The following is a 19092-nucleotide window of genomic DNA, read 5'->3' as shown; positions in this document are numbered from 1 at the left end:
CGGTTTCAAAAATTCAACCCTGGCTGCAGCATAACGGCTGCATTCATTCAATCACTGGAGGCTTGTTGATAAAAAAAAACATACTGATCTTCTTCCTCTTTTCAGGTCTTGTCGCCGGGGCGCAGCTGCGTGTTGACCTCAGCGGGTTTAACCCAAAAGGCGAAGCAAAAGCAAATGTGCAGAAAGAAGGTCTCAGCATCAATTGGCCTGTCGGCGGAAACGAAAGGGGCAGGCTGCACATCAACCTGCAAAAGGGACAACCGCTTTTCAGCAGCATTCAACAAACAAAGAAAGGCGCATGGAAAGAGATCGCCTCAAACCTGTCTCCCTCTTTTTTGCTGACGGTAGGAAAACGAGACCTGGTTTCACAGAATGGCTGGAATATTTTTTTCGACAAAACAAATAAACTCCCGAGCAAGACCTTCACCGTTGATCTCGAAAAACAACGGGCTGCTGTTATTTCACAGGGATCCCGGACGGTTGTAAAAATTTCCCGTGTCGAAGCGGGCACTTTCAACGGCGACCTGGAAATAACAGTGTATAACGGAAGCCCCTTGTTCAATGTGGCCGCCGTGTTGGCAACAGAAATGGATTCAACGGCCATCCTCTACGATGCCGGTCTCGTTGGTGAGAAAAATGACTGGAACAAAATCGCCTGGGCCAATACGAACGACAAGCTGCAGTCGGTAGGCGTTGGGGCGCTGGATACCAGTCGCAACCAGGCGGTGAAATACCGTACGATCATCGGCGAGAATGCACATGGCAGCCTGGCCGTTTTTCCCGCCCCGCACCAATATTTTTATCCGCTCGACGAAGCGTTTAATTTGAAATTTACCTGGTACGGTCCCAACTATAAAAAACTGGTTCCGGGCTTTGGCCTTGGCATCCGCCAGGATCCGATGGGTGACAATCGCTGGGTGCCCTGGTTTAATGCGCCTCCGGGGACAAAGCAACGGCTGAACTTTTTTTGCCTGCTCAGTACAGGCGATGCGGGGACTGCCCTCACAGCCGTGAAGCGCTTTACCAACGGTGATGTGTATCGGGCTTTGCCGGGTTACAAAACCATGTCGAGCCATTTTCACAACGAGTACGTGATGAACGTGCTGTTGGCCGGCAAGCCCTCACCGGATACACCCAATTTCGTTCGGGTGTTTAAAAACACCGGTATCAACATCGTGCACCTCGGCGAGTTTCATTACACGGCACATCCCAAAGGTCCCGACGAGAAACGGTTGCTTGAGTTGAAGACCTTGTTTGACATGTGCCGGACACATTCTGATGCAGACTTTCTGCTGCTACCCGGCGAAGAGCCGAATGAGTTCTTTGGCGGCCATTGGTTGGAATTTTTTCCAAAGCCGGTTTACTGGATCATGTCGCGGAAGGAAGAAGCGCCGTTTGTTTCGGCCGACCCGGTCTATGGCAAAGTGTACCGCATCGGCAATAAGGCCGAGATGCTGAAATTGCTGGAATTGGAGAACGGCCTGGCCTGGACAGCACATCCCCGGACAAAGGGATCCACAGGTTACCCCGACAAGTACAAAGAGGAAGCTTTCTTTGCCTCCGACCGGTTTTTCGGTGCAGCCTGGAAGGCGATGCCGGCCGATCTCTCACAGCCACGGTTGGGCAAGCGGGTGCTCGACCTGATGGATGATATGGCCAACTGGGGATATCAAAAACACGTGTTAGCCGAAGCCGATCTCTTTTCTGTTGAACCCGAAAACGAGATGTATGCGCACCTTAATGTGAACTACCTGCAACTGGATCGCCTGCCCAAGTTCAACGAAGGATGGCATCCGGTGCTGGATGCTATGCGGCAGGGGAAGTTTTTTGTCACGACAGGCGAAATCCTGCTGCCGCATTTTACTGTCAATGGAAAAGCGCCGGGTGAAACGGCTGTTCCGGTTAAAGGGGGCAAAACCACGATCGAACTGGATATCAACTGGACCTTTCCGCTGCAGTTTGCCGAGATCGTTTCAGGCGATGGAAAGGCCGTGTACCGCGAAAGGATCAATCTTGACAACACAAAACCGTTTGGCAAAAAGAAGTTCAGCTTTCAAACCAATCTAGTAAACCGCAAATGGGTAAGGGTAGAAGTGTGGGACGCTGCGGTGAACGGCGCCTTCACCCAGCAGGTTTGGCTACAGGCAAAAACCGCTATCGTAAAAAAATGACAGATTATAAATGACGTTACAAATGAAAAAGATTCTTTTCTCCTTTCTGCTTTTTTGCTGCAGTACTGTTTCGTTTGCGCAGGTCAGTAAGGCACCGGCGTATCCGCTCATCACACACGATCCGTATTTCAGCATCTGGTCGACGAACGACACGCTTGCAGCACAGCCTACCAAACACTGGACCGGCGCCGATCAATCCCTGCTTGGCCTGATCAAAGTGGATGGAAAACTGTACCGCTTTATGGGCAATGCTGAAAAAAAGTTTACCAGCGTACTGCCAGCCTCTGACGAGGTGAATTATGAAACCCTGTACACGGAAGAAGAACCGGCAGCAGGCTGGATGAATGCTTCTTTTGAGGATGCAGCCTGGAAGAAAGGCCTGGCTCCCTTCGGCGACAACCGTACGCAGGCCAAAACCTATTGGAAGAGCAACAACCTGTGGGTGCGCCGGACATTCGATCTGAAAAAAACGGATTTCAACAACCTGTTTTTGAAATTGCACCACGACGATAACGTGGAAGTGTACCTGAATGGCAAAAAGGTGTACGAACGCAAAGGCTGGACGGGCAAGTTTGTTTATATCCCGCTGAAAGGCACGGCCAGCGGCAACCTGAAAACCGGCAAGAACGTGCTGGCTATTCATGTGGCCAACACCGCTGGTGGCCAGTGGCTGGACGCAGGTCTTGTGAACGAAGTGGTGGATGCTTTTGACGCCATGGATATTGCCCAACAGCAAAAGGTCAACATCACGGCTACGCAAACCACGTATGACTTCCGTTGCGGCAATGTGCTGCTGACGCTCAACTTTGTTTCGCCATTGCTGATGAACAACCTGGACCTGATTTCCCGCCCGGTTTCTTACGTCAGTTTCAAAGCCGCATCGGCTGACGGCAAGCCGCATCTGGTGCAGGTTTACCTGGGTACGTCCACCAACCTGGCCGTGAACGCATCGGTGCAGGAAGTGAAGGCAGAGAAAGGCATGACAGGCAACCTGTCTTATCTGAAAGCGGGAACTACGGCACAACCGGTTTTGCAAAAGAAAGGGGATGACCTGCGCATCGACTGGGGTTACCTGTTTGTAGCTGCGCCCCAGGCCGCAAAACCGTTGCAATACATCACGCCTGCCGCCGATGCCGTCAGCAGTTTTCGCACAGGAAAAACCGTATCATCCGCTTCGCTAACAGGCAAGGGATTGATGCTGAATACGGTGCTGAACCTTGGCGCAGTGGGCAAAACGGCCAGGGAACAAGTGCTCCTTTTGGGTTATGATGATCTGTATTCCGTTCAATATTTCGGCACCAACCTGAAACCCTGGTGGAAGGAAAAGGGAAGCACAATCGAAACCGAGTTGACAAAAGCACAGACGCAGTACCAGCAGGTGCTTGCACAGTGTAACGCTTTCGACAAAAAGATGCATGCCGACGCGGTAAAAGCCGGTGGCGAAGACTACGCAAAGCTTTGCGATATGGCCTACCGCCAGGCGATAGCGGCACACAAGCTGGTAAAAAGCCCCGGGGGGGATATTCTCTTTCTTTCCAAAGAAAATTTCAGCAACGGCTCTATCAATACGGTGGATATCACGTATCCTTCGGCACCCCTGTTCCTGGTGTACAACCCCGATCTTTTAAAGGGCATGATGAACGGCATTTTTTACTACAGCGAGAGCGGCAAATGGGCCAAGCCCTTTGCGGCGCATGACCTGGGCACCTATCCGCTGGCCAACGGCCAGACCTATGGCGAAGACATGCCGGTGGAGGAAAGCGGCAACATGCTCATTTTGACAGCCGCCATTGCCAAAGTGGAGGGAAATGCGGACTATGCCAAAAAGCACTGGAACACGCTGACCACTTGGGCCAATTACCTGCTCAGGGAAGGCTTTGATCCCGCCAACCAGCTTTGCACCGATGATTTTGCCGGGCACCTGGCCCGCAACGCCAACCTTTCCGTAAAAGCGATCATCGGGATCGCTGGCTATGCGCAACTGGCAAAACAGCTTGGCCACAACGACACAGCGACACGGTATATGGACAGCGCACGGGCCATGGTTCAGCGGTGGATGAAACTGGCTGGCGCCGGTGACCACTTTTCGCTGACGTTTGAAAATCCCACGACCTGGAGCCAGAAATACAACATGGTTTGGGACAAGGTACTGGGCTTTAATCTTTTTCCTGAAGACGTTTATAAAAAAGAAATGAACTACTACCTGAAAAAGCAAAACGAATTCGGCCTGCCGCTGGACAGCCGGCGGACCTACACAAAGTCCGACTGGATCATGTGGACAGCCACGCTGGCCGAGAGCCCTTCTGATTTTGAAGCGATCGTCAAACCCGTGTACAAATATGCCACCGAAACCCCTACCCGGGTACCCCTGAGCGACTGGCACGAGACGACAAATGGCCGGCAGGTAGGCTTCCAGGCGAGAAGCGTGGTAGGCGGCTATTTCATGAAACTGCTCGAGCAAAAACAAAAAAAATAACCGGTGGCGAACGGCAGATCTGCCCTGGCAAGGCCGGTCTGTGAGTTGCCGCACGAATAATTGATCATTCAAAATAGATATGCACATGAAGTTTGGGACCCGGTTTTTAGGATATGCGTTGCTGTTTTTAACAACGACAGCTTCCGCACAGCAAACCGTCAAACCCGTAGCGAAGACGGCTGTCGCAGGCAAGGTCTGGACTCCGGAAAAAGCGAATGCCTGGTATAGCCGGCATCAATGGCTTACCGGTGCCAATTATATTCCGGCCAACGCCATCAACCAACTCGAGATGTGGCAGGCAGAGACCTTCGACCCGGCCACGATCGACAAAGAACTGGGCTGGGCACAGGGCATTGGTTTCAACACCATGCGGGTCTTCCTGCATTCCCTCGCCTGGAAACAGGATCCGCAGGGATTTAAAAAACGCGTCGCCCAGTTTTTAAGCATTGCCGACAAGCACGGCATTCAACCCATGCTGGTTTTTTTCGACGACTGCTGGAACAAAACACCGGTTGCCGGTAAACAACCGGAGCCCAAACCGGGCATACACAATTCCGGATGGATGCAGGACCCGGGACAGCCGGCATCAAACGACGCGAAACTTTACCCCGGCTTGGAGAAATACGTGAAAGACGTACTCACGACATTCAAAAACGACAAGCGGATCCTGCTTTGGGATTTGTACAACGAGCCGGGGAATTCCGGTAAAAGAGATTCCTCGCTTGCATTGCTGGCAAAGGTATTTCAGTGGGCGAGGGAGGTCAATCCCGACCAGCCGGTCAGCGCCGGCTTGTGGAACTGGGATTTCGAAAAACTCAACGCCTACCAACTGGCCAATTCGGACGTCATCACGTACCACGACTACGAAGAGGCACCCTGGCACAAGCGGGTAATCCAGTTGCTGAAAGCAAACGGCAAGCCCCTGATTTGTACCGAATACATGGCCCGCACCCGGAACAGCCAGTTTGCAACCGTTCTGCCGTTGCTGAAAGAACAGCAGGTCGGTGCCATCAACTGGGGCTTTGTGGCGGGAAAAACCAACACGATCTATGCCTGGGATACACCGATGCCGGACGGCAACGAGCCAAAGGTTTGGTTTCATGATATTTTCCGCAAAGACGGAACGCCCTACAAAGAAGAAGAAGTGGCCCTGATTAAAAAACTCAATGGCGTGCAGCAGTAAGGACAGCCGTCAACCGAATTCTTGTTGTGAGCAGGGAGTGAAAAACGTCGCGTTATTCACGATTGAAGATTCACTATTTACGACAGGCATTGAAAACGAAAATCAAAACCGGCGCTTTCGATATTTGTACGCCACTACCCAATTTTTCAATTTATGCACACGAATGGACAACGGATAAACATCCTTCCACTTTTACTCAGCACGCTTCTCTTTGCGTGTTCGAACAACGAAAACCAGTCTGCGACAACAAAAAGTGAAACGGATTCAATGACAAATCAAGCAACGGCCGGAACAGACAGCACAGGCTTTCAACGGACCATCGAGGGCAAAACAGCCACGCTTTATCACCTTAAAAACAGCAGGGGCATGACGGCTGCCATTACCAATTACGGTGGCCGGCTGGTCAGTCTCCTGGTGCCGGATAAAAACGGGAAGCCAACGGACGTCGTGGTGGGTTTTAAAAATGCGGACGACTACGCAAATTCCACCGAACCTTATTTCGGTGCCACGATCGGCCGCTATGGCAACCGCATTGCAAAGGGGAAATTTTCGCTGGATGGAAAACAATATACCCTGTTCACCAACAACGGTCCCAATACCCTGCACGGTGGGAAGAAAGGTTTCCAGGCCGTGTTGTGGAACGCAGACCAGCCAAATGACTCGACCCTTGTCCTGACTTATCTTTCGAAAGACGGCGAAGAAGGGTTCCCGGGAAATTTGAATGTAAAGGTGGTGTATCAACTGACGGCGAACAATGAATTGAAGTTGGAGTACGAAGCCACGACCGATAAAACCACGGTGGTGAACCTGACCAACCATGCGTTTTTCAACCTGAACGGCGAAGGCAGCGGTACCATCAACAATCATATCCTCCAGATCAACGCCAGCCAGTACACGCCGGTCGACTCCACGCTAATTCCAACCGGAAAAAATCTGCCTGTTGCCGGCACGCCTTTCGACTTTACCAAACCGGTTGCCATTGGCGCACGGGTGGAGGAAAAGAACGAACAGTTGCAAAATGGCAAGGGTTACGACCACAATTTTGTGTTGAGCGGCACCGGAATGAAACACGCGGCGACCGTAGTGGGAGACAAATCCGGCATTGTGATGGATGTGTACACCGAAGAACCCGGCCTGCAGTTCTACGGTGGTAATTTCATGCAAAGCAAAAACACCTTCAAGGGCGGTGCGAAGGATGACTTCCGGACAGCGTTTTGTTTGGAAACACAACACTTCCCGGATTCGCCCAACCAGCCTGCGTTTCCGAGTACCGTGCTGAAACCGGGACAGACCTACCGGACAAGTTCTGTGTATAAATTCTCATCCCGCTAAGGCAATTGCAAGACAGAATTTTGCCACCACGAAATGGAATAATGTGTTTGATGTACAAAAACTGAACGCAATTCCGTGAATGGCGGCTCCATTGGCTAATAAATTTTTGAACGGGCATGCGTTGGCTTCTTTCCATACTGGCAGGATTCGTTTGGATGACGGTGACCTCCTGTAAAATCACGGCACCGGTCGTTGCGAAAAGCAGAAAGGGATTTACGCAATACGTCAATCCTTTCATCGGGACAACCCCCTTAACCGACCCGCGGATTGTTGGCTTTACTGTTCCGAAGGGCTGGCGGCCCTGGTCCGGACTAACCTACCCCGGATCTGCTTTGCCCAATGCAATGGTGCAGCTTAGCCCCATGACCGAATACGGCTCCGGTGCCGGTTACGAGTACGAGGATACCACCATAGTCGGCTTTGCGCACACCAACAAAGGGCATTGGAACTTGTGCAATATCCCGGTTTTGCCGCTGCCGGGCCAGGTAAAGGGCGGAAGCTACTCGTCGCGTTTTTCACATGCAAGCGAATCGGCCGCGCCGGGATTTTACCAGGTTTACCTGCAGGATTACGGCATCAACGTTCGCCTCACTTCCACGCTGCGCTGTGGCTATCATCAATACGAGTTTACCAACCACAAAGACCGCAAAATCCTGTTTGACCTGGCAAGGGCAAACAACCGGGTGAATGGCTGGCATATCGAACAGGCGGGACCTTCGGCGGTCCAGGGCTACCAGCAGGTAGGGCATGACAAGATCTGTTTTTACGCAACGGTAAACGGCAACATCGCCAGTCTCGATATAGTGTCTGAGGGCAGGCGGGAAGGAAGGGCAATCGTACAGTTGAAAGATGATGGCACCACCCGCCCTGTCGAGCTGAAAATAGGATTGTCGTTTGTCAGCACCGGCAACGCGAAGCAAAACCTGGAGCAGGAAATAGGCGGCCGGTCTTTTGAAGAAATCAGAAGCGCAGCCGACAGCACGTGGGAAGCGATGCTGTCGAAAATTGCGGTGCAGGGTGGAACCGGTAAGCAAAAACAACTTTTTTATTCTTCTTTTTACCGGGCCCTTTTGTGGCCTGCACTTCGCAGCGATGTAAACGGGGAGTATACCGATGTAAAAGATTCGGTTGTAAAGGCAACCTACAATTATTACACGGTGCCTTCGCTTTGGGACACCTACCGCAACAAGTTGGTGCTGTTAAGTATTGTTTCGCCGAAGGTTACGGCCGATGTGATCCGGTCGTTGAAAGACATGGGTGACAAAACAGGGTTTATCCCGACGTTTTTTCATGGCGATCATGCCGCGTCCTTCATCGCCGGTTCCTACCTCCGCGGGATCGATGATTTTGATGTAAAAGGAGCTTATAACCTCTTGCTCCGAAATGCGTATGTGGAAGGCAGCAGCCGGCCGCACCTGAACGAGTACCGCGAGAAGGGTTTTATTTCGGAACCCGATCTTCCCAATCCGCACGTCGAAACCAAGGCGAACACCGGTGTGTCCAAAACGCTGGAATATGCCTACGATGATTATGCCCTTGCCCAAATGGCAAAAAAGCTGGGTGATACCGCTCATTACCGCGAACTGATGGAGCGGTCGAAGAATTACAAGAATGTCTTCGACCCCTCCACACGCTTCATGCGGGGGCGCCTGGCGAACGGTGACTGGGTAAAAAATTTCAACCCCCAATATCCCTACTACGAATACATGTACCGTGAGGCGAATGCCTGGCAGGTATCGTTTTTTGCGCCGCACGACATGGATGGATTGATCGGTTTGTACGGCGGAAAGAACGCATTTGAGGGCAAACTCGATTCGCTGTTCACGCTTCCCTGGAACCCGGCCTATATTGCCCGCAACGTGGAAACCATGATTGGCCAGTATTGCCACGGCAACCAGCCCGACCACGAAGCGCCGTTTGCCTATTATTTTGTGGGAAAGCCGGAGAAATCGCAAAAGATCATCGATTTTATCCTGGACAGCTTGTACGGGATGGGCCCACAGGGTCTTGACCTTTGTGGGATGGATGATGCCGGCGAAATGTCGTCATGGTATGTTTGCAGTGCATTGGGACTCTATCCTTATGTGGCTGTTGATGACCGCTACCTGGTTACGGTGCCGCTTTTCGATCGGGTGGTGTGGAAGCAGAACAACGGCAGGATACTCACCATTCGAAAAAGCGGAGCCGGCAGAAAGCTGGAAAGCATTGCGGTCAACGGTCGTTTGCAACACGGTTTTTTTGTGCCGCACGAACTGTTCCGAAACGGGGGATCGATTGACATAAAAACGGGAACGGCACCGGTAAAAAGTCCCTGACGTTTTGAATCAATCGCTTTTCACCAACGGCATCACAAAAAAACAGGAACAAAAAAGCGACAAAAAAGCTAGGTTGCAAAATCGTTATCGATTCGGATTTTGCAGTAAAACAAAAGAGAAAATGAACAGAAGACATTTTATAAAAAACACGGGGTTTATCGGCGCCGGTGTTTTCTTCCAGCCGAATGTATTTGCGGCCCTGAATGAATTCCCGGTTGTGCGCATCCCGGAGAGCGAACGGCATTTTAAAAGCACCAGTGTAGAAAAGGCCATCACTGATTTTGCCGCCAGGGTAAAGAACAAGGAATTGGCCTGGCTTTTCAACAATTGTTTTCCGAACACACTGGACACAACGGTTGATTTTTCGATGGTCAACGGCAAGCCCGATACCTATGTGATTACCGGTGATATTGATGCAATGTGGCTGCGGGACAGCACGGCGCAGGTATGGCCTTATCTTTCTTTTGCAAAGGCGGATAAAGCCCTGCAGCAGTTGATTGCCGGCGTGATCAACCGTCAGGCACGAAATATTTTATTCGATCCTTATGCCAACGCGTTTTACAAAGACCGCAGTAAAGTCGGTGAGTGGAAGAACGATCACACGGCAATGAAACCCGGTTTGCATGAGCGCAAATGGGAAATTGACAGCCTTTGTTACCCGGTACGACTGGCGCACGGCTATTGGAAAACCACCGGCGACACGTCGGTCTTCGACGCCGGTTGGAAAGAAGCCGCAAAAACCATCATCAAAACATTCCGCGAACAGCAGCGCAAGGCAGACAAGGGCCCCTACAAGTTCGAACGGACAACGGCTTGGGCAACAGACGGGGTGCCGTTGGGTGGTTATGGCTACCCGGCAAAACCCAATGGCCTGATCTGCTCCATGTTTCGCCCCAGCGACGACGCGACAATCTATCCCTACCTGGTGCCCTCGAACTTTTTTGCTGTCGCAAGCCTGCGGCAGATAGCAGCGATTGCGGCCGCCGTTTACCACGACAATACCCTGGCTGGTGAAAGCACCGCCCTGGCAGACGAAGTACAAAAAGCCCTGCAGCAATTTGCCACCACAACGCATGCACGATTTGGAAAAGTCTACGCCTATGAAGTGAACGGGTTTGGCAGTTTCAACCTGATGGACGACGCCAATGTGCCGAGCCTGTTGGCAATGCCTTACCTGGATTCTGTCAAGGCTACCGACCCGGTTTATCAAAATACACGAAAGCTGGTGCTGAGTTCCGACAACCCGTTCTTTTTTAAAGGCAAGGCTGCGGAGGGTATTGGCGGACCGCATGCCGGCCTGGATATGATCTGGCCCCTGAGCATCATCATCCGGGGCATGACGTCGTCAAACGAGGCAGAGGTGCGCACCTGCATACAGACATTGCAGGCAACCCATGGCGATACCGGCTTTATGCACGAATCGTTTCACAAAGACAATCCCAAAAAATTTACCCGCAAATGGTTTGCCTGGGCCAATACCTTGTTTGGGGAATTTCTCTGGAAGGTGTATAAAGAAAAGCCGCAGCTTCTGGCCTGATAAAGCAGCATGAATAAAGAGCCAACCTTGCGAATAAAAGAAACAGCAGACAAATGAAATTTCTTCTGTATGCCCTTTTGATTTCATCACCGGTGATGGCACAGGTGAAAACGGCAAACAAGGCCATTGCCTTCCAGGGCTATGTAGCCAGCCGTGCCCCGTTGCGGCAAAATCCCTATATCGAATTGCCGTTGGGTGCCATCAAACCACAGGGCTGGCTCAGAGAAATGCTGCTCCGCCAAAAGGCTGGGGCAACCGGAAACCTGGACAAACTTTATCCCCTGGTGATGAACCAGCGCAACGGCTGGCTCGGTGGCGACGGCGACCAGTGGGAGAGAGGACCCTATTGGATCGACGGGCTGGTGCCGCTGGCATATATTTTAAACGACCGGGAACTTATTGCAAAAGCAAAACCCTGGATCGAATGGGCCCTCAATAGCCAGCAGCCCGACGGCTATTTTGGTCCGTCGAAAGATTATCCGTACGAAAGAGGCATTCAGCGTGACAACAGCCGCGATTGGTGGCCAAAGATGGTCATGCTGAAAGTGCTGAAGCAGTATTATTCTGCAACCGGTGATAAACGGGTCATCAACCTGATGACCAGGTATTTCCGGTACCAGTTAAAAGAGTTGCCCAAAAACCCGCTGGATCACTGGACCTTTTGGGCCCGCTACAGGGGTGGCGATAACCTGCAGGTGGTGTACTGGCTTTACAACATCACGGGTGATCCGTTTTTACTGGAACTCGGCGACTTAATCCACCAGCAAACCTTCGACTACACCAATGCATTTTTGAACACTGACCTGCTCTCCCGGGAAGGCAGCATCCATTGTGTCAACCTGGCCCAGGGTATGAAAGAGCCGCTTGTTTACTACCAGCATCATCCCGAGCAGAAGTACATTGACGCAACCAACAAAAGCCTTGCTGATTTGCGCAAGTACAACGGCATGGCGCATGGCATGTATGGCGGCGACGAAGCGTTGCACGGCAACAATCCAACGCAGGGTTCCGAACTCTGCTCGGCAGTGGAGATGATGTTTTCGCTGGAAGGCATGCTGGGCATCACTGGCAATGTGGCCTATGCCGATCAACTGGAAAAGATCGCCTTTAATGCGCTGCCGGCGCAGGTTACCGACGATTTCATGGCACGACAATATTTTCAGCAGGCCAACCAGGTAATGATGACCCGGCAGACACGCAATTTTGACCAGAACCATGGCGGCACCGATGTTTGTTACGGCCTGCTGACGGGCTATCCCTGCTGCACGTCCAACATGCACCAGGGCTGGCCAAAATTTACCCAGAATTTATGGTATGCAACACCGGATGCCGGGGTGGCAGCGTTGCTTTACGCACCCAGCGAGGTGAATGCTTTTGTGGGCGACGGAACCGCAATTTCCATCAGCGAGGAAACTGCCTATCCTTTTGAGGAGGCGATCCGGTTTACGCTGACCATGGCAGGCAAAAAGAAAGCGGTTGCCTTCCCGTTTCATCTTCGCATTCCGCAATGGTGTAAAAATGCGGTTGTCAAAATCAATGGAGCCAAGTACCAGGAAGCTGCCGGCAATTCCATTGTAAAAATCAGCAGGGAATGGAAGGCCGGGGATGTGGTGGAACTGCAGTTACCGATGCACCTGTTTCAAAACACCTGGTACGAAAACGCGGTTTCCGTCGAACGCGGCCCATTGGTCTATGCATTGAAGATGGAAGAAGAGTGGAAAAAAATCAAAAATGAAAAAGACCCGGTTGAATACGGCGAAAGTTATGACGAGGTTTATCCCCGGTCACCCTGGAACTATGGTTTGATTCAGGTACCGACCGGCAAACTGGAGACTGCAATTACCGTGACAAAAAAAGGAGAGGTGGCCGCGTTTCCCTGGAACCCGGAGAATGCCCCGGTTGAACTACGGGCAGCGGCCAGGCGAATCCCGTCGTGGGGACTTTACAACGGAATGACAGGCCCCATTCCCTACAGCATAACGAACGGGTTGGAAACAGAAAAAGAAACAGAGCAGATTGTCTTAATTCCCTATGGCTGCACCAACCTGCACATTTCCCAGTTCCCCCTGATACGCCGATGAAATGAAGAAACTTCCCTGCCTGTAGCCAGGAGAAGTGTCCGCTTGTACAATTTTTTTTCACTGGTAGGAGGTCTCCAGGTTGGTTTTAACCTTCCGGACGACTGCGAAAACCTGCCCTGTCATTTTGCAACTAATTGCTCGGAAAAAAATCCCCTGCGCCTGCAGGGGATTCGCAACGACAACGGCAAACCCGTTAGGCTGTTTTCTTCAACGGGGCAATCATTTTTGAAAGGATCGTTTCCCACTGTTTTGCTTTCGCTTCCAGTTCGGCAATCTCGGTGAGATGATTGTCAAAATGTTTATAAAAAACAATTTCTACCGGCTCTTTGTAGGCGACTTCAAAATGGAGTACAATTTCTTCCAGATATTGTTCCGGCTTCCTGGTTTTTAATTCGCCGCTGTTGATGGTGCCGTATTGCTTTTTCACTGAACAGCGGTTGACCGCGAAAAGGTCAATGACCAGCGTGTTGTACACGTTTTCGCTGCTGCGTTTCACCACAACAAGTTTTCGCCGTGCACCATCCAGGCCAAGGATGGCGTCTTTGAGGATTTCCTGGCTCGAGAATGTAAACTGAAGAAGCGAGCCTGCCTGGCTAAACTGGTCAAGTAGATGGTTCATGGCCTTGCGTTTTTGTTTGTTATCAAGATGAACAAGCATAAAGCAAACGGCTGCAACGAGGGCAACCAGGATGGATGCTACAAGTAGTGTCGACATAGACTCAATTTTTGAGGTGATGGATTCATCATCACCGGGATGATGCTTAGACAGATTTTTTTATGTAAGGAAGGATTGAAATCAGCAACAGCGGAAAGGTGACAGGTATGAGTTTATACCAACCGTGGTTTGAAACAAATCCCTGCTCCAAAACAATGGTGTTGAGAAGTACAAACCAAACGACCGCCATGCCGCGTACTGAAATCTGTTTTTGATTTCTGCGCATTGCAAATGATTTAATGGATGAATGACGGAAAGAAGTCAAATGCAAAAAATCCCAAGCCTTGCGGATGGTTAGGCTTGGGCCGATGTTTTAAAGTCCTTAAAACTGGAGAAATAGTACAGTTGAGGGCAAAAAGGAAGAAACTCCGGGAACGACCAGGTGTAACAATCACTCATATCGAGAATCACGAACTCGACCGGATGCGTGTGATGTATCTTGTTTTGTTGACCTGTCATCGTCGACAAACATACGGAAATCCAAAACGGAACAGAACATCCCGGTGAATTTTAGCAAAAGGGAAGGGAAACGTTTCATCGAATTTAAATAGCGGAAAAAGGCAGGACCGATGAGCAAAGCCGGCCGGCCAAACTGGGCCTTTCCCGGTCCCGTTCGAAGCAGTCAGGGCCGGTTCGATGGCCGGCTAATAGAAAAAAATTCAAATTGGTTTGATATTTAACTATTAAATGCTTAACTTTGTGTCCTGTTTATGGCAATGACAAAAAACGATACCTTATCGGCCTTTACAATGTCCATGCGAAAGGCCATGCTGGAGTTCAAATCCTTTTTGCGGAACAAGCTCAAGGAAAGCAATATCGACCTGACCTTCGAAATGCTGCAGGTCCTGATCGAGTTGTGGAAAAAAGACGGGGTGAACCAGCAGGAACTGGCCAATTTGCTGCACAAGGACAAGGCCAGCCTGACCTACCTGATCGACAACCTGTCCAAACGAAAGCTGGTGCAGCGTTTTGAAGATCCCAACGATCGCCGGAATAAGATCATTACCCTTCTGCCCGAAGGCAGCCGGCTGCAGGCAGTCATCCTGCCCTGGATCGACGAGATGTATACCGTAGCCGGAAAAGACATCCCCGTGCAGTTGATTAAGGATGGCATTCTGTTGTTTGAAAAAATACAGTCGAACCTAAATCCTTCGGCGCACAGCTAAAAAAATTTGGCTAAATAGTAAAATGTTTAACGATTAAGTGTTTTACTACTTGGCCTTTTGATGGTAGATGAAACAAAGCAAGATGAAACAAATGAAACTGAAAACCGTGTTACTCTGTATGTTCCTCGGCGCAGCCAGCCTGGCAGGAAATGCCCAGCAAAAGCTGCTGACACTCAGCGAGGCACTTTCCAACGCAGAGGAAAATTATCCTTCCCTGAAGCAAAAGTCACTACTGGAAGAAGCGGGCAGGGAAAATCAAAAGCTGCTCGATGCATCGCTTTATCCGCAGGTAAATGCAACGGGACAGGCAACCTACCAGAGCGAGGTGACGTCGCTGGATATGCCGGGCCTGCCAAAAGGCCTGGGGCAGAAACCCGATAACTATAACATTGGACTGGAAATGCGGCTTCCGCTGACGCAGTTTGGCACTGTAAGAACCCGCAGGCAACTGGAACAGGCGCAGACCGCCATTGGTTTGTCGCAGGTGGACGTTGATTTGCAGCGGCTGCGTGAACGGGTGACAAACCTGATGGGCAATGCCTCATTGCAAAGCGAAAACCTGGGCATTCTCAAACTTCGGTTGCTGGATCTGGATTCGCAACGGAAAAAAGTGGCGGTTGGTGTCGCCAATGGTGCCGTTTTAAAAAGCAATCAACTCGTTTTAGAATCCGAAATCCTGGCCACGCAGCAACGCATCGACGACATCAATGCCACCGTAAAAGGGTTGACCGGTGAATTGGCGATTTTAACCGGGTTAGCCGTAGGTGAAACAACGCGGATGCAGTTGTCGGATGGAATGATGACGGGGCAGGCTGCAAACCGGCCCGAGTTGAAGTTGTTTGAAGCGCAGCGCAATGTTCTCGAAATCCGTTCCGAACTGCTGAAAAAAGAATCGCATCCAAATCTCTATGTCTTCGGGCAGGGCTTTTACGGACGGCCGGGTTACAATTTCTTAAATACAAACCTTCGGACCTATGGCATCGGCGGTCTGGGGCTGAGCTGGAATTTGAACAATCTCTTCACCCAATCCAAGCAACAAAAGATCATAGACCTGAACAAAGAGATCGTCAACAGCCAGCAGGAGACGTTCAACCAGAATCTGCAGGCCTCGTTAACGGAAAAAACGGCGGAGATTGAAAAATACCAAAGCATCATCTCGAAGGATGCGCAGATCGTCAAAAACAGGCAGGAGATCATCCGGGCAGCTGCCAGCCAGTTGGCAAACGGCGTGATCACCTCCACGGAATACCTGCAGGAGTTAAACGCACAAAATGCGGCGCAGTTGAACCTCACCCTTCACCAGGTGCAACTGGCCATTGCCAAAGCACAATACAATACGTTATTGGGATATTAACCGAATTCAATTTCAATACAAAAATGGAAACGAAAAGCAAAGAAACCTCTCTTAGAGAAACACCGGGCAAGAAGAATTATTCACGCTTGCTGATTATCGGCGCTGTGGTACTGGTTGCCGGCTTTTTTGGCCTTAGGGCCTGGCTGCACGGGCAGCACCACGAGTCGACCGACAACGCCCAAATCGACGCCACCATTACCTCCGTACGCAGCGCAGTATCGGGCTTTGTAAAGGAAGTACGGTTTGAAGACAATCAAAAGGTAAAGAAAGGCGATACGCTGGTGATTATCGATAACCGGGATTACCAGGCCAAACTAATGCAGGCCAAGGCGCAGTTGCAAAGTGCCGAAGCGCAAACCGGCGTTTCCCGCGTCACGGCGCAGGCGGCAACCCAAAGTGCAAGTGCTTCATCGCTGAACGCATCGGCCTTGCAGGCCAATATCACCGCCGCCAGCGCACGGCTGAACAAGGCGGAAAAAGAAGTGGACCGCGTGGAGAAAATGTTTACCGAAGGGGCGGCAACACAACAGCAGTTGGATGCGGTGAGGGCCGAATACCAAAGTGCCCGTGCCCAGCACGAAGTGGCCGTGCGCCAGTACCAGGCATCGGCTACGCAAAGCGGCAGTGTGCAGGTCAATGCGCAGGCACAGAAAGAGCAGGTGGGTGTTTCCAATGCCCTCGTGCAGCAACGGCTGGCCGAATTGCAGTTAGCCGAATCGCAACTGGGTTATACCGTGATCGTGGCCCCATTCGACGGCGTGGTGTCAAAAAAAGCTGTAGAAGAAGGCCAGTTGTTGCAGGTCGGACAACCCGTTTGTTCGGCCGTGGAGTCGAATGATTTGTGGGTGACCGCCAATTTCAAGGAAACACAGTTGAACCGTATGCATGTCGGCCAGAAAGTGGACATTGATCTCGATGCCTATCCTTCCCTGAAACTGACGGGAAAAGTCGAATCCATCGGGGCGGCAACAGGTGCCAAATTTTCCCTGCTTCCCCCGGATAATGCAACCGGTAACTACGTGAAAGTCACCCAACGGATCCCGGTACGGATCAAACTGGATAAAACGGCGCAAAAAGACCTTACGCTGACACCGGGACTGAGTGCCAGTGTAGACATAGAAATTAACTAACATGCAGGCACAGCAAACAATCAAATACCCCGAGGGAGCCGAGCGGGCCGTCCTTGTCATAACGGCGATCAGTGCGGCTCTCCTGCAGTTGATCGATACGTCTATCGTCAATGTTTCCCTGCGGGAAATCAGCGGCAGCATCGGTGCGTCAACGACGGAAATTGCATGGACGGTCACCTCGTATGCCATCTCAAACGTAATCATGATCCCGCTGTCGGGCATGATGGGCGACCTCTTCGGACGGAAGCGGTATTTTACCATATCCATTCTCATTTTTACTATTGCCTCGCTGTTTTGCGGGCTGGCAACGTCACTTTGGGGTTTGGTGGCCTGGCGCTTTATCCAGGGCATTGGCGGGGGTGCCCTGCTGACGACCTCGCAAACCATCATCGTGGAAGCCTTTCCACCCGAAAAGGTCAACATTGCCAACGCCATCTTTGGTGTGGGGGTGATCCTCGGACCGACATTTGGTCCGACACTGGGTGGCTTTTTAACCGATAACTATTCCTGGCACTGGATCTTTTTCATCAACGTGCCCATTGGCCTGCTGGCGGCGTATTTGTCGTGGACCTATGTAACAAACCGGCGCGGTGCCAGCAAGCCGAAAAAGATCGACTGGGCCGGGATCGGCTTGTTGGTCGTTGCCGTTGGCTCGCTGCAGTTTGTACTGGAAGAGGGCAGTAGCAAGGATTGGTTTGAGAGCAGGGAAATTTTACTGTTCACCATCATTGCGGCCGCCGGTTTTGTCGGTTTCGTGTGGCGGGAATGGACCTATGAATTCGCAGCAGTCAAGCTCCGGCTGCTAAAAAACTGGAACCTGGCGCTTGGCTCGGTGCTCAACTTCGTGGTGGGAATGATCTTGCTGGCAACGGTCTTCGTGTTCCCGCTCTTTGTGCAAATCGGGTTGGGTTGGACGGCCACAAAGACCGGTAACTTCATGATACCCGGTGCCCTTGCTTCGGCGGTGTCGATGGCCATTGTCGGGCGGCTCCTGACAAAGGGCTACAATCCCAAGGTGATCATGCTCATTGGAACGGCGATGGTTTTTGGCTTCGCTGCCATCATGAGTTTTTCGTCGCCCGATTCAAACGAAGCATTCTTCTTCTGGCCTTTTATCCTGCGCGGATTTGGAATTGGCTTTATGCTTTCGCCGGTCATGTCGCTATCTCTGCAGGGCTTGAAAAGCCTGGACATTCCGCAGGGAGCCGGCTTGAGCAACATGATCCGCCAGTTGGGCGGCGCTGTGGGCATTGCCGTGATGAACGTGATCCTGGTGCACCGCAATGCTTCCAACGACGTCTACCTCCTGCAACATGCCAATATTTACAACGAGCCGTTCCAGGACCGCGTAAACATGCTGACGCAAAACTTCGCCTCCCAGGGCTACTTCCTGGATGATGCACGGCAGATGGCGTATCACCTGACCAATTTGTCCATATTCAAACAACAATCGCTGGTGAGCTACGACAATATTTTCTGGATCGTGGCCCTGGCCGTGCTTTGTTGTGCGCCCATCATCCTTTTGATCCGCAACAACAAATCTGCCGGCACAGCGCCTGTTGATGTGCACCTGGAATAGGAAAAATCGTCGCGTTGTCGCCTGCTGCGTTCGAAAGCCTGGCCGGTGCGGGT

13 protein-coding genes are annotated in these 19092 nt (G+C 51.4%); 11 read left to right on the top strand and 2 right to left on the bottom strand.

The features are described 5' to 3' along the window. Positions 1-62 precede the first annotated feature (62 nt). The 7 genes from D6024_RS13870 to D6024_RS13840 all read left to right on the top strand — a co-directional run bounded on the left by D6024_RS13870 (position 63) and on the right by D6024_RS13840 (position 13095). Positions 63-2171 carry a CehA/McbA family metallohydrolase domain-containing protein gene (locus D6024_RS13870; protein WP_240410034.1) on the top strand — a complete coding sequence of 703 codons (2109 nt, stop codon included), beginning with the start codon at positions 63-65 and terminating at the stop codon, positions 2169-2171. A 22-nt stretch (positions 2172-2193) separates the two neighbouring features. Continuing rightward, positions 2194-4647, top strand: coding sequence for a glutaminase family protein (locus D6024_RS13865; protein WP_121355378.1), 2454 nt, complete (start codon positions 2194-2196; stop codon positions 4645-4647). 85 nt (positions 4648-4732) lie between these two features. After that, positions 4733-5830, top strand: a complete 1098-nt coding sequence (locus D6024_RS13860; protein ID WP_121355216.1) for a cellulase family glycosylhydrolase — start codon at positions 4733-4735, stop codon at positions 5828-5830. Between the two features lie 267 nt (positions 5831-6097). Next, positions 6098-7162, top strand: a complete 1065-nt coding sequence (locus D6024_RS13855) for an aldose epimerase family protein (RefSeq protein ID WP_240410033.1) — start codon at positions 6098-6100, stop codon at positions 7160-7162. Positions 7163-7278: 116 nt separating this feature from the next. Further along, a complete protein-coding gene (locus D6024_RS13850) occupies positions 7279-9477 on the top strand; it encodes a GH92 family glycosyl hydrolase (protein WP_121355214.1) in 2199 nt (732 codons plus the stop codon). 121 nt (positions 9478-9598) lie between these two features. Beyond that, a complete protein-coding gene (locus D6024_RS13845; protein WP_121355377.1) occupies positions 9599-11014 on the top strand; it encodes a glycoside hydrolase family 125 protein in 1416 nt (471 codons plus the stop codon). Between the two features lie 53 nt (positions 11015-11067). Further along, a complete protein-coding gene (locus D6024_RS13840) occupies positions 11068-13095 on the top strand; it encodes a beta-L-arabinofuranosidase domain-containing protein (protein WP_121355213.1) in 2028 nt (675 codons plus the stop codon). Between the two features lie 193 nt (positions 13096-13288). Here D6024_RS13840 and D6024_RS13835 read toward each other — a convergent pair whose 3' ends face one another. Beyond that, positions 13289-13810, bottom strand: a complete 522-nt coding sequence (locus D6024_RS13835; protein ID WP_121355212.1) for a hypothetical protein — start codon at positions 13808-13810, stop codon at positions 13289-13291. A gap of 46 nt (positions 13811-13856) precedes the next feature. Continuing rightward, entirely contained in the window at positions 13857-14036 is a 180-nt protein-coding gene (locus D6024_RS26735) for a hypothetical protein (RefSeq protein WP_162944763.1), read from the bottom strand. 484 nt (positions 14037-14520) lie between these two features. On the opposite strand from D6024_RS26735, the gene D6024_RS13830 reads away from it, so the two are divergent. From D6024_RS13830 to D6024_RS13815, 4 genes are all read left to right on the top strand, one after another. After that, complete coding sequence (locus tag D6024_RS13830) at positions 14521-14976, top strand: MarR family winged helix-turn-helix transcriptional regulator (protein WP_121355211.1); 456 nt, start codon at positions 14521-14523, stop codon at positions 14974-14976. A gap of 82 nt (positions 14977-15058) precedes the next feature. Continuing rightward, a complete protein-coding gene (locus D6024_RS13825; protein ID WP_162944762.1) occupies positions 15059-16330 on the top strand; it encodes a TolC family protein in 1272 nt (423 codons plus the stop codon). Between the two features lie 23 nt (positions 16331-16353). Further along, on the top strand, positions 16354-17460 hold the full coding sequence (locus D6024_RS13820) for an HlyD family secretion protein (RefSeq protein WP_121355209.1): 1107 nt from the start codon (positions 16354-16356) through the stop codon (positions 17458-17460). A 1-nt stretch (position 17461) separates the two neighbouring features. Beyond that, positions 17462-19039 (top strand): DHA2 family efflux MFS transporter permease subunit, encoded by a 1578-nt coding sequence (locus D6024_RS13815; RefSeq protein WP_121355208.1) that lies wholly within the window; start codon positions 17462-17464, stop codon positions 19037-19039. The last annotated feature ends 53 nt before the right edge of the window (positions 19040-19092 follow it).

This window comes from Flavisolibacter nicotianae (genome assembly GCF_003628535.1).
Taxonomy (GTDB): Bacteria; Bacteroidota; Bacteroidia; order Chitinophagales; family Chitinophagaceae; genus Flavisolibacter; species Flavisolibacter nicotianae.
The sequence above is the reverse complement of the archived record's forward strand: the minus strand, read 5'-3'. Positions and strand labels throughout refer to the sequence as shown.

Bases quoted from the DNA above. Each gene is read 5' to 3' on its own strand.
- D6024_RS13865 (WP_121355378.1), top strand. From the start codon at position 2,194: ATGAAAAAGATTCTTTTCTCCTTTCTGCTTTTTTGCTGCAGTACTGTT.
- D6024_RS13860 (WP_121355216.1), top strand. From the start codon at position 4,733: ATGAAGTTTGGGACCCGGTTTTTAGGATATGCGTTGCTGTTTTTAACA.
- D6024_RS13855 (WP_240410033.1), top strand. From the start codon at position 6,098: ATGACAAATCAAGCAACGGCCGGAACAGACAGCACAGGCTTTCAACGG.
- D6024_RS13850 (WP_121355214.1), top strand. From the start codon at position 7,279: ATGCGTTGGCTTCTTTCCATACTGGCAGGATTCGTTTGGATGACGGTG.
- D6024_RS13845 (WP_121355377.1), top strand. From the start codon at position 9,599: ATGAACAGAAGACATTTTATAAAAAACACGGGGTTTATCGGCGCCGGT.
- D6024_RS13840 (WP_121355213.1), top strand. From the start codon at position 11,068: ATGAAATTTCTTCTGTATGCCCTTTTGATTTCATCACCGGTGATGGCA.
- D6024_RS13835 (WP_121355212.1), bottom strand. From the start codon at position 13,810: ATGTCGACACTACTTGTAGCATCCATCCTGGTTGCCCTCGTTGCAGCC.
- D6024_RS26735 (WP_162944763.1), bottom strand. From the start codon at position 14,036: ATGCGCAGAAATCAAAAACAGATTTCAGTACGCGGCATGGCGGTCGTT.
- D6024_RS13830 (WP_121355211.1), top strand. From the start codon at position 14,521: ATGGCAATGACAAAAAACGATACCTTATCGGCCTTTACAATGTCCATG.
- D6024_RS13825 (WP_162944762.1), top strand. From the start codon at position 15,059: ATGAAACAAATGAAACTGAAAACCGTGTTACTCTGTATGTTCCTCGGC.
- D6024_RS13820 (WP_121355209.1), top strand. From the start codon at position 16,354: ATGGAAACGAAAAGCAAAGAAACCTCTCTTAGAGAAACACCGGGCAAG.
- D6024_RS13815 (WP_121355208.1), top strand. From the start codon at position 17,462: ATGCAGGCACAGCAAACAATCAAATACCCCGAGGGAGCCGAGCGGGCC.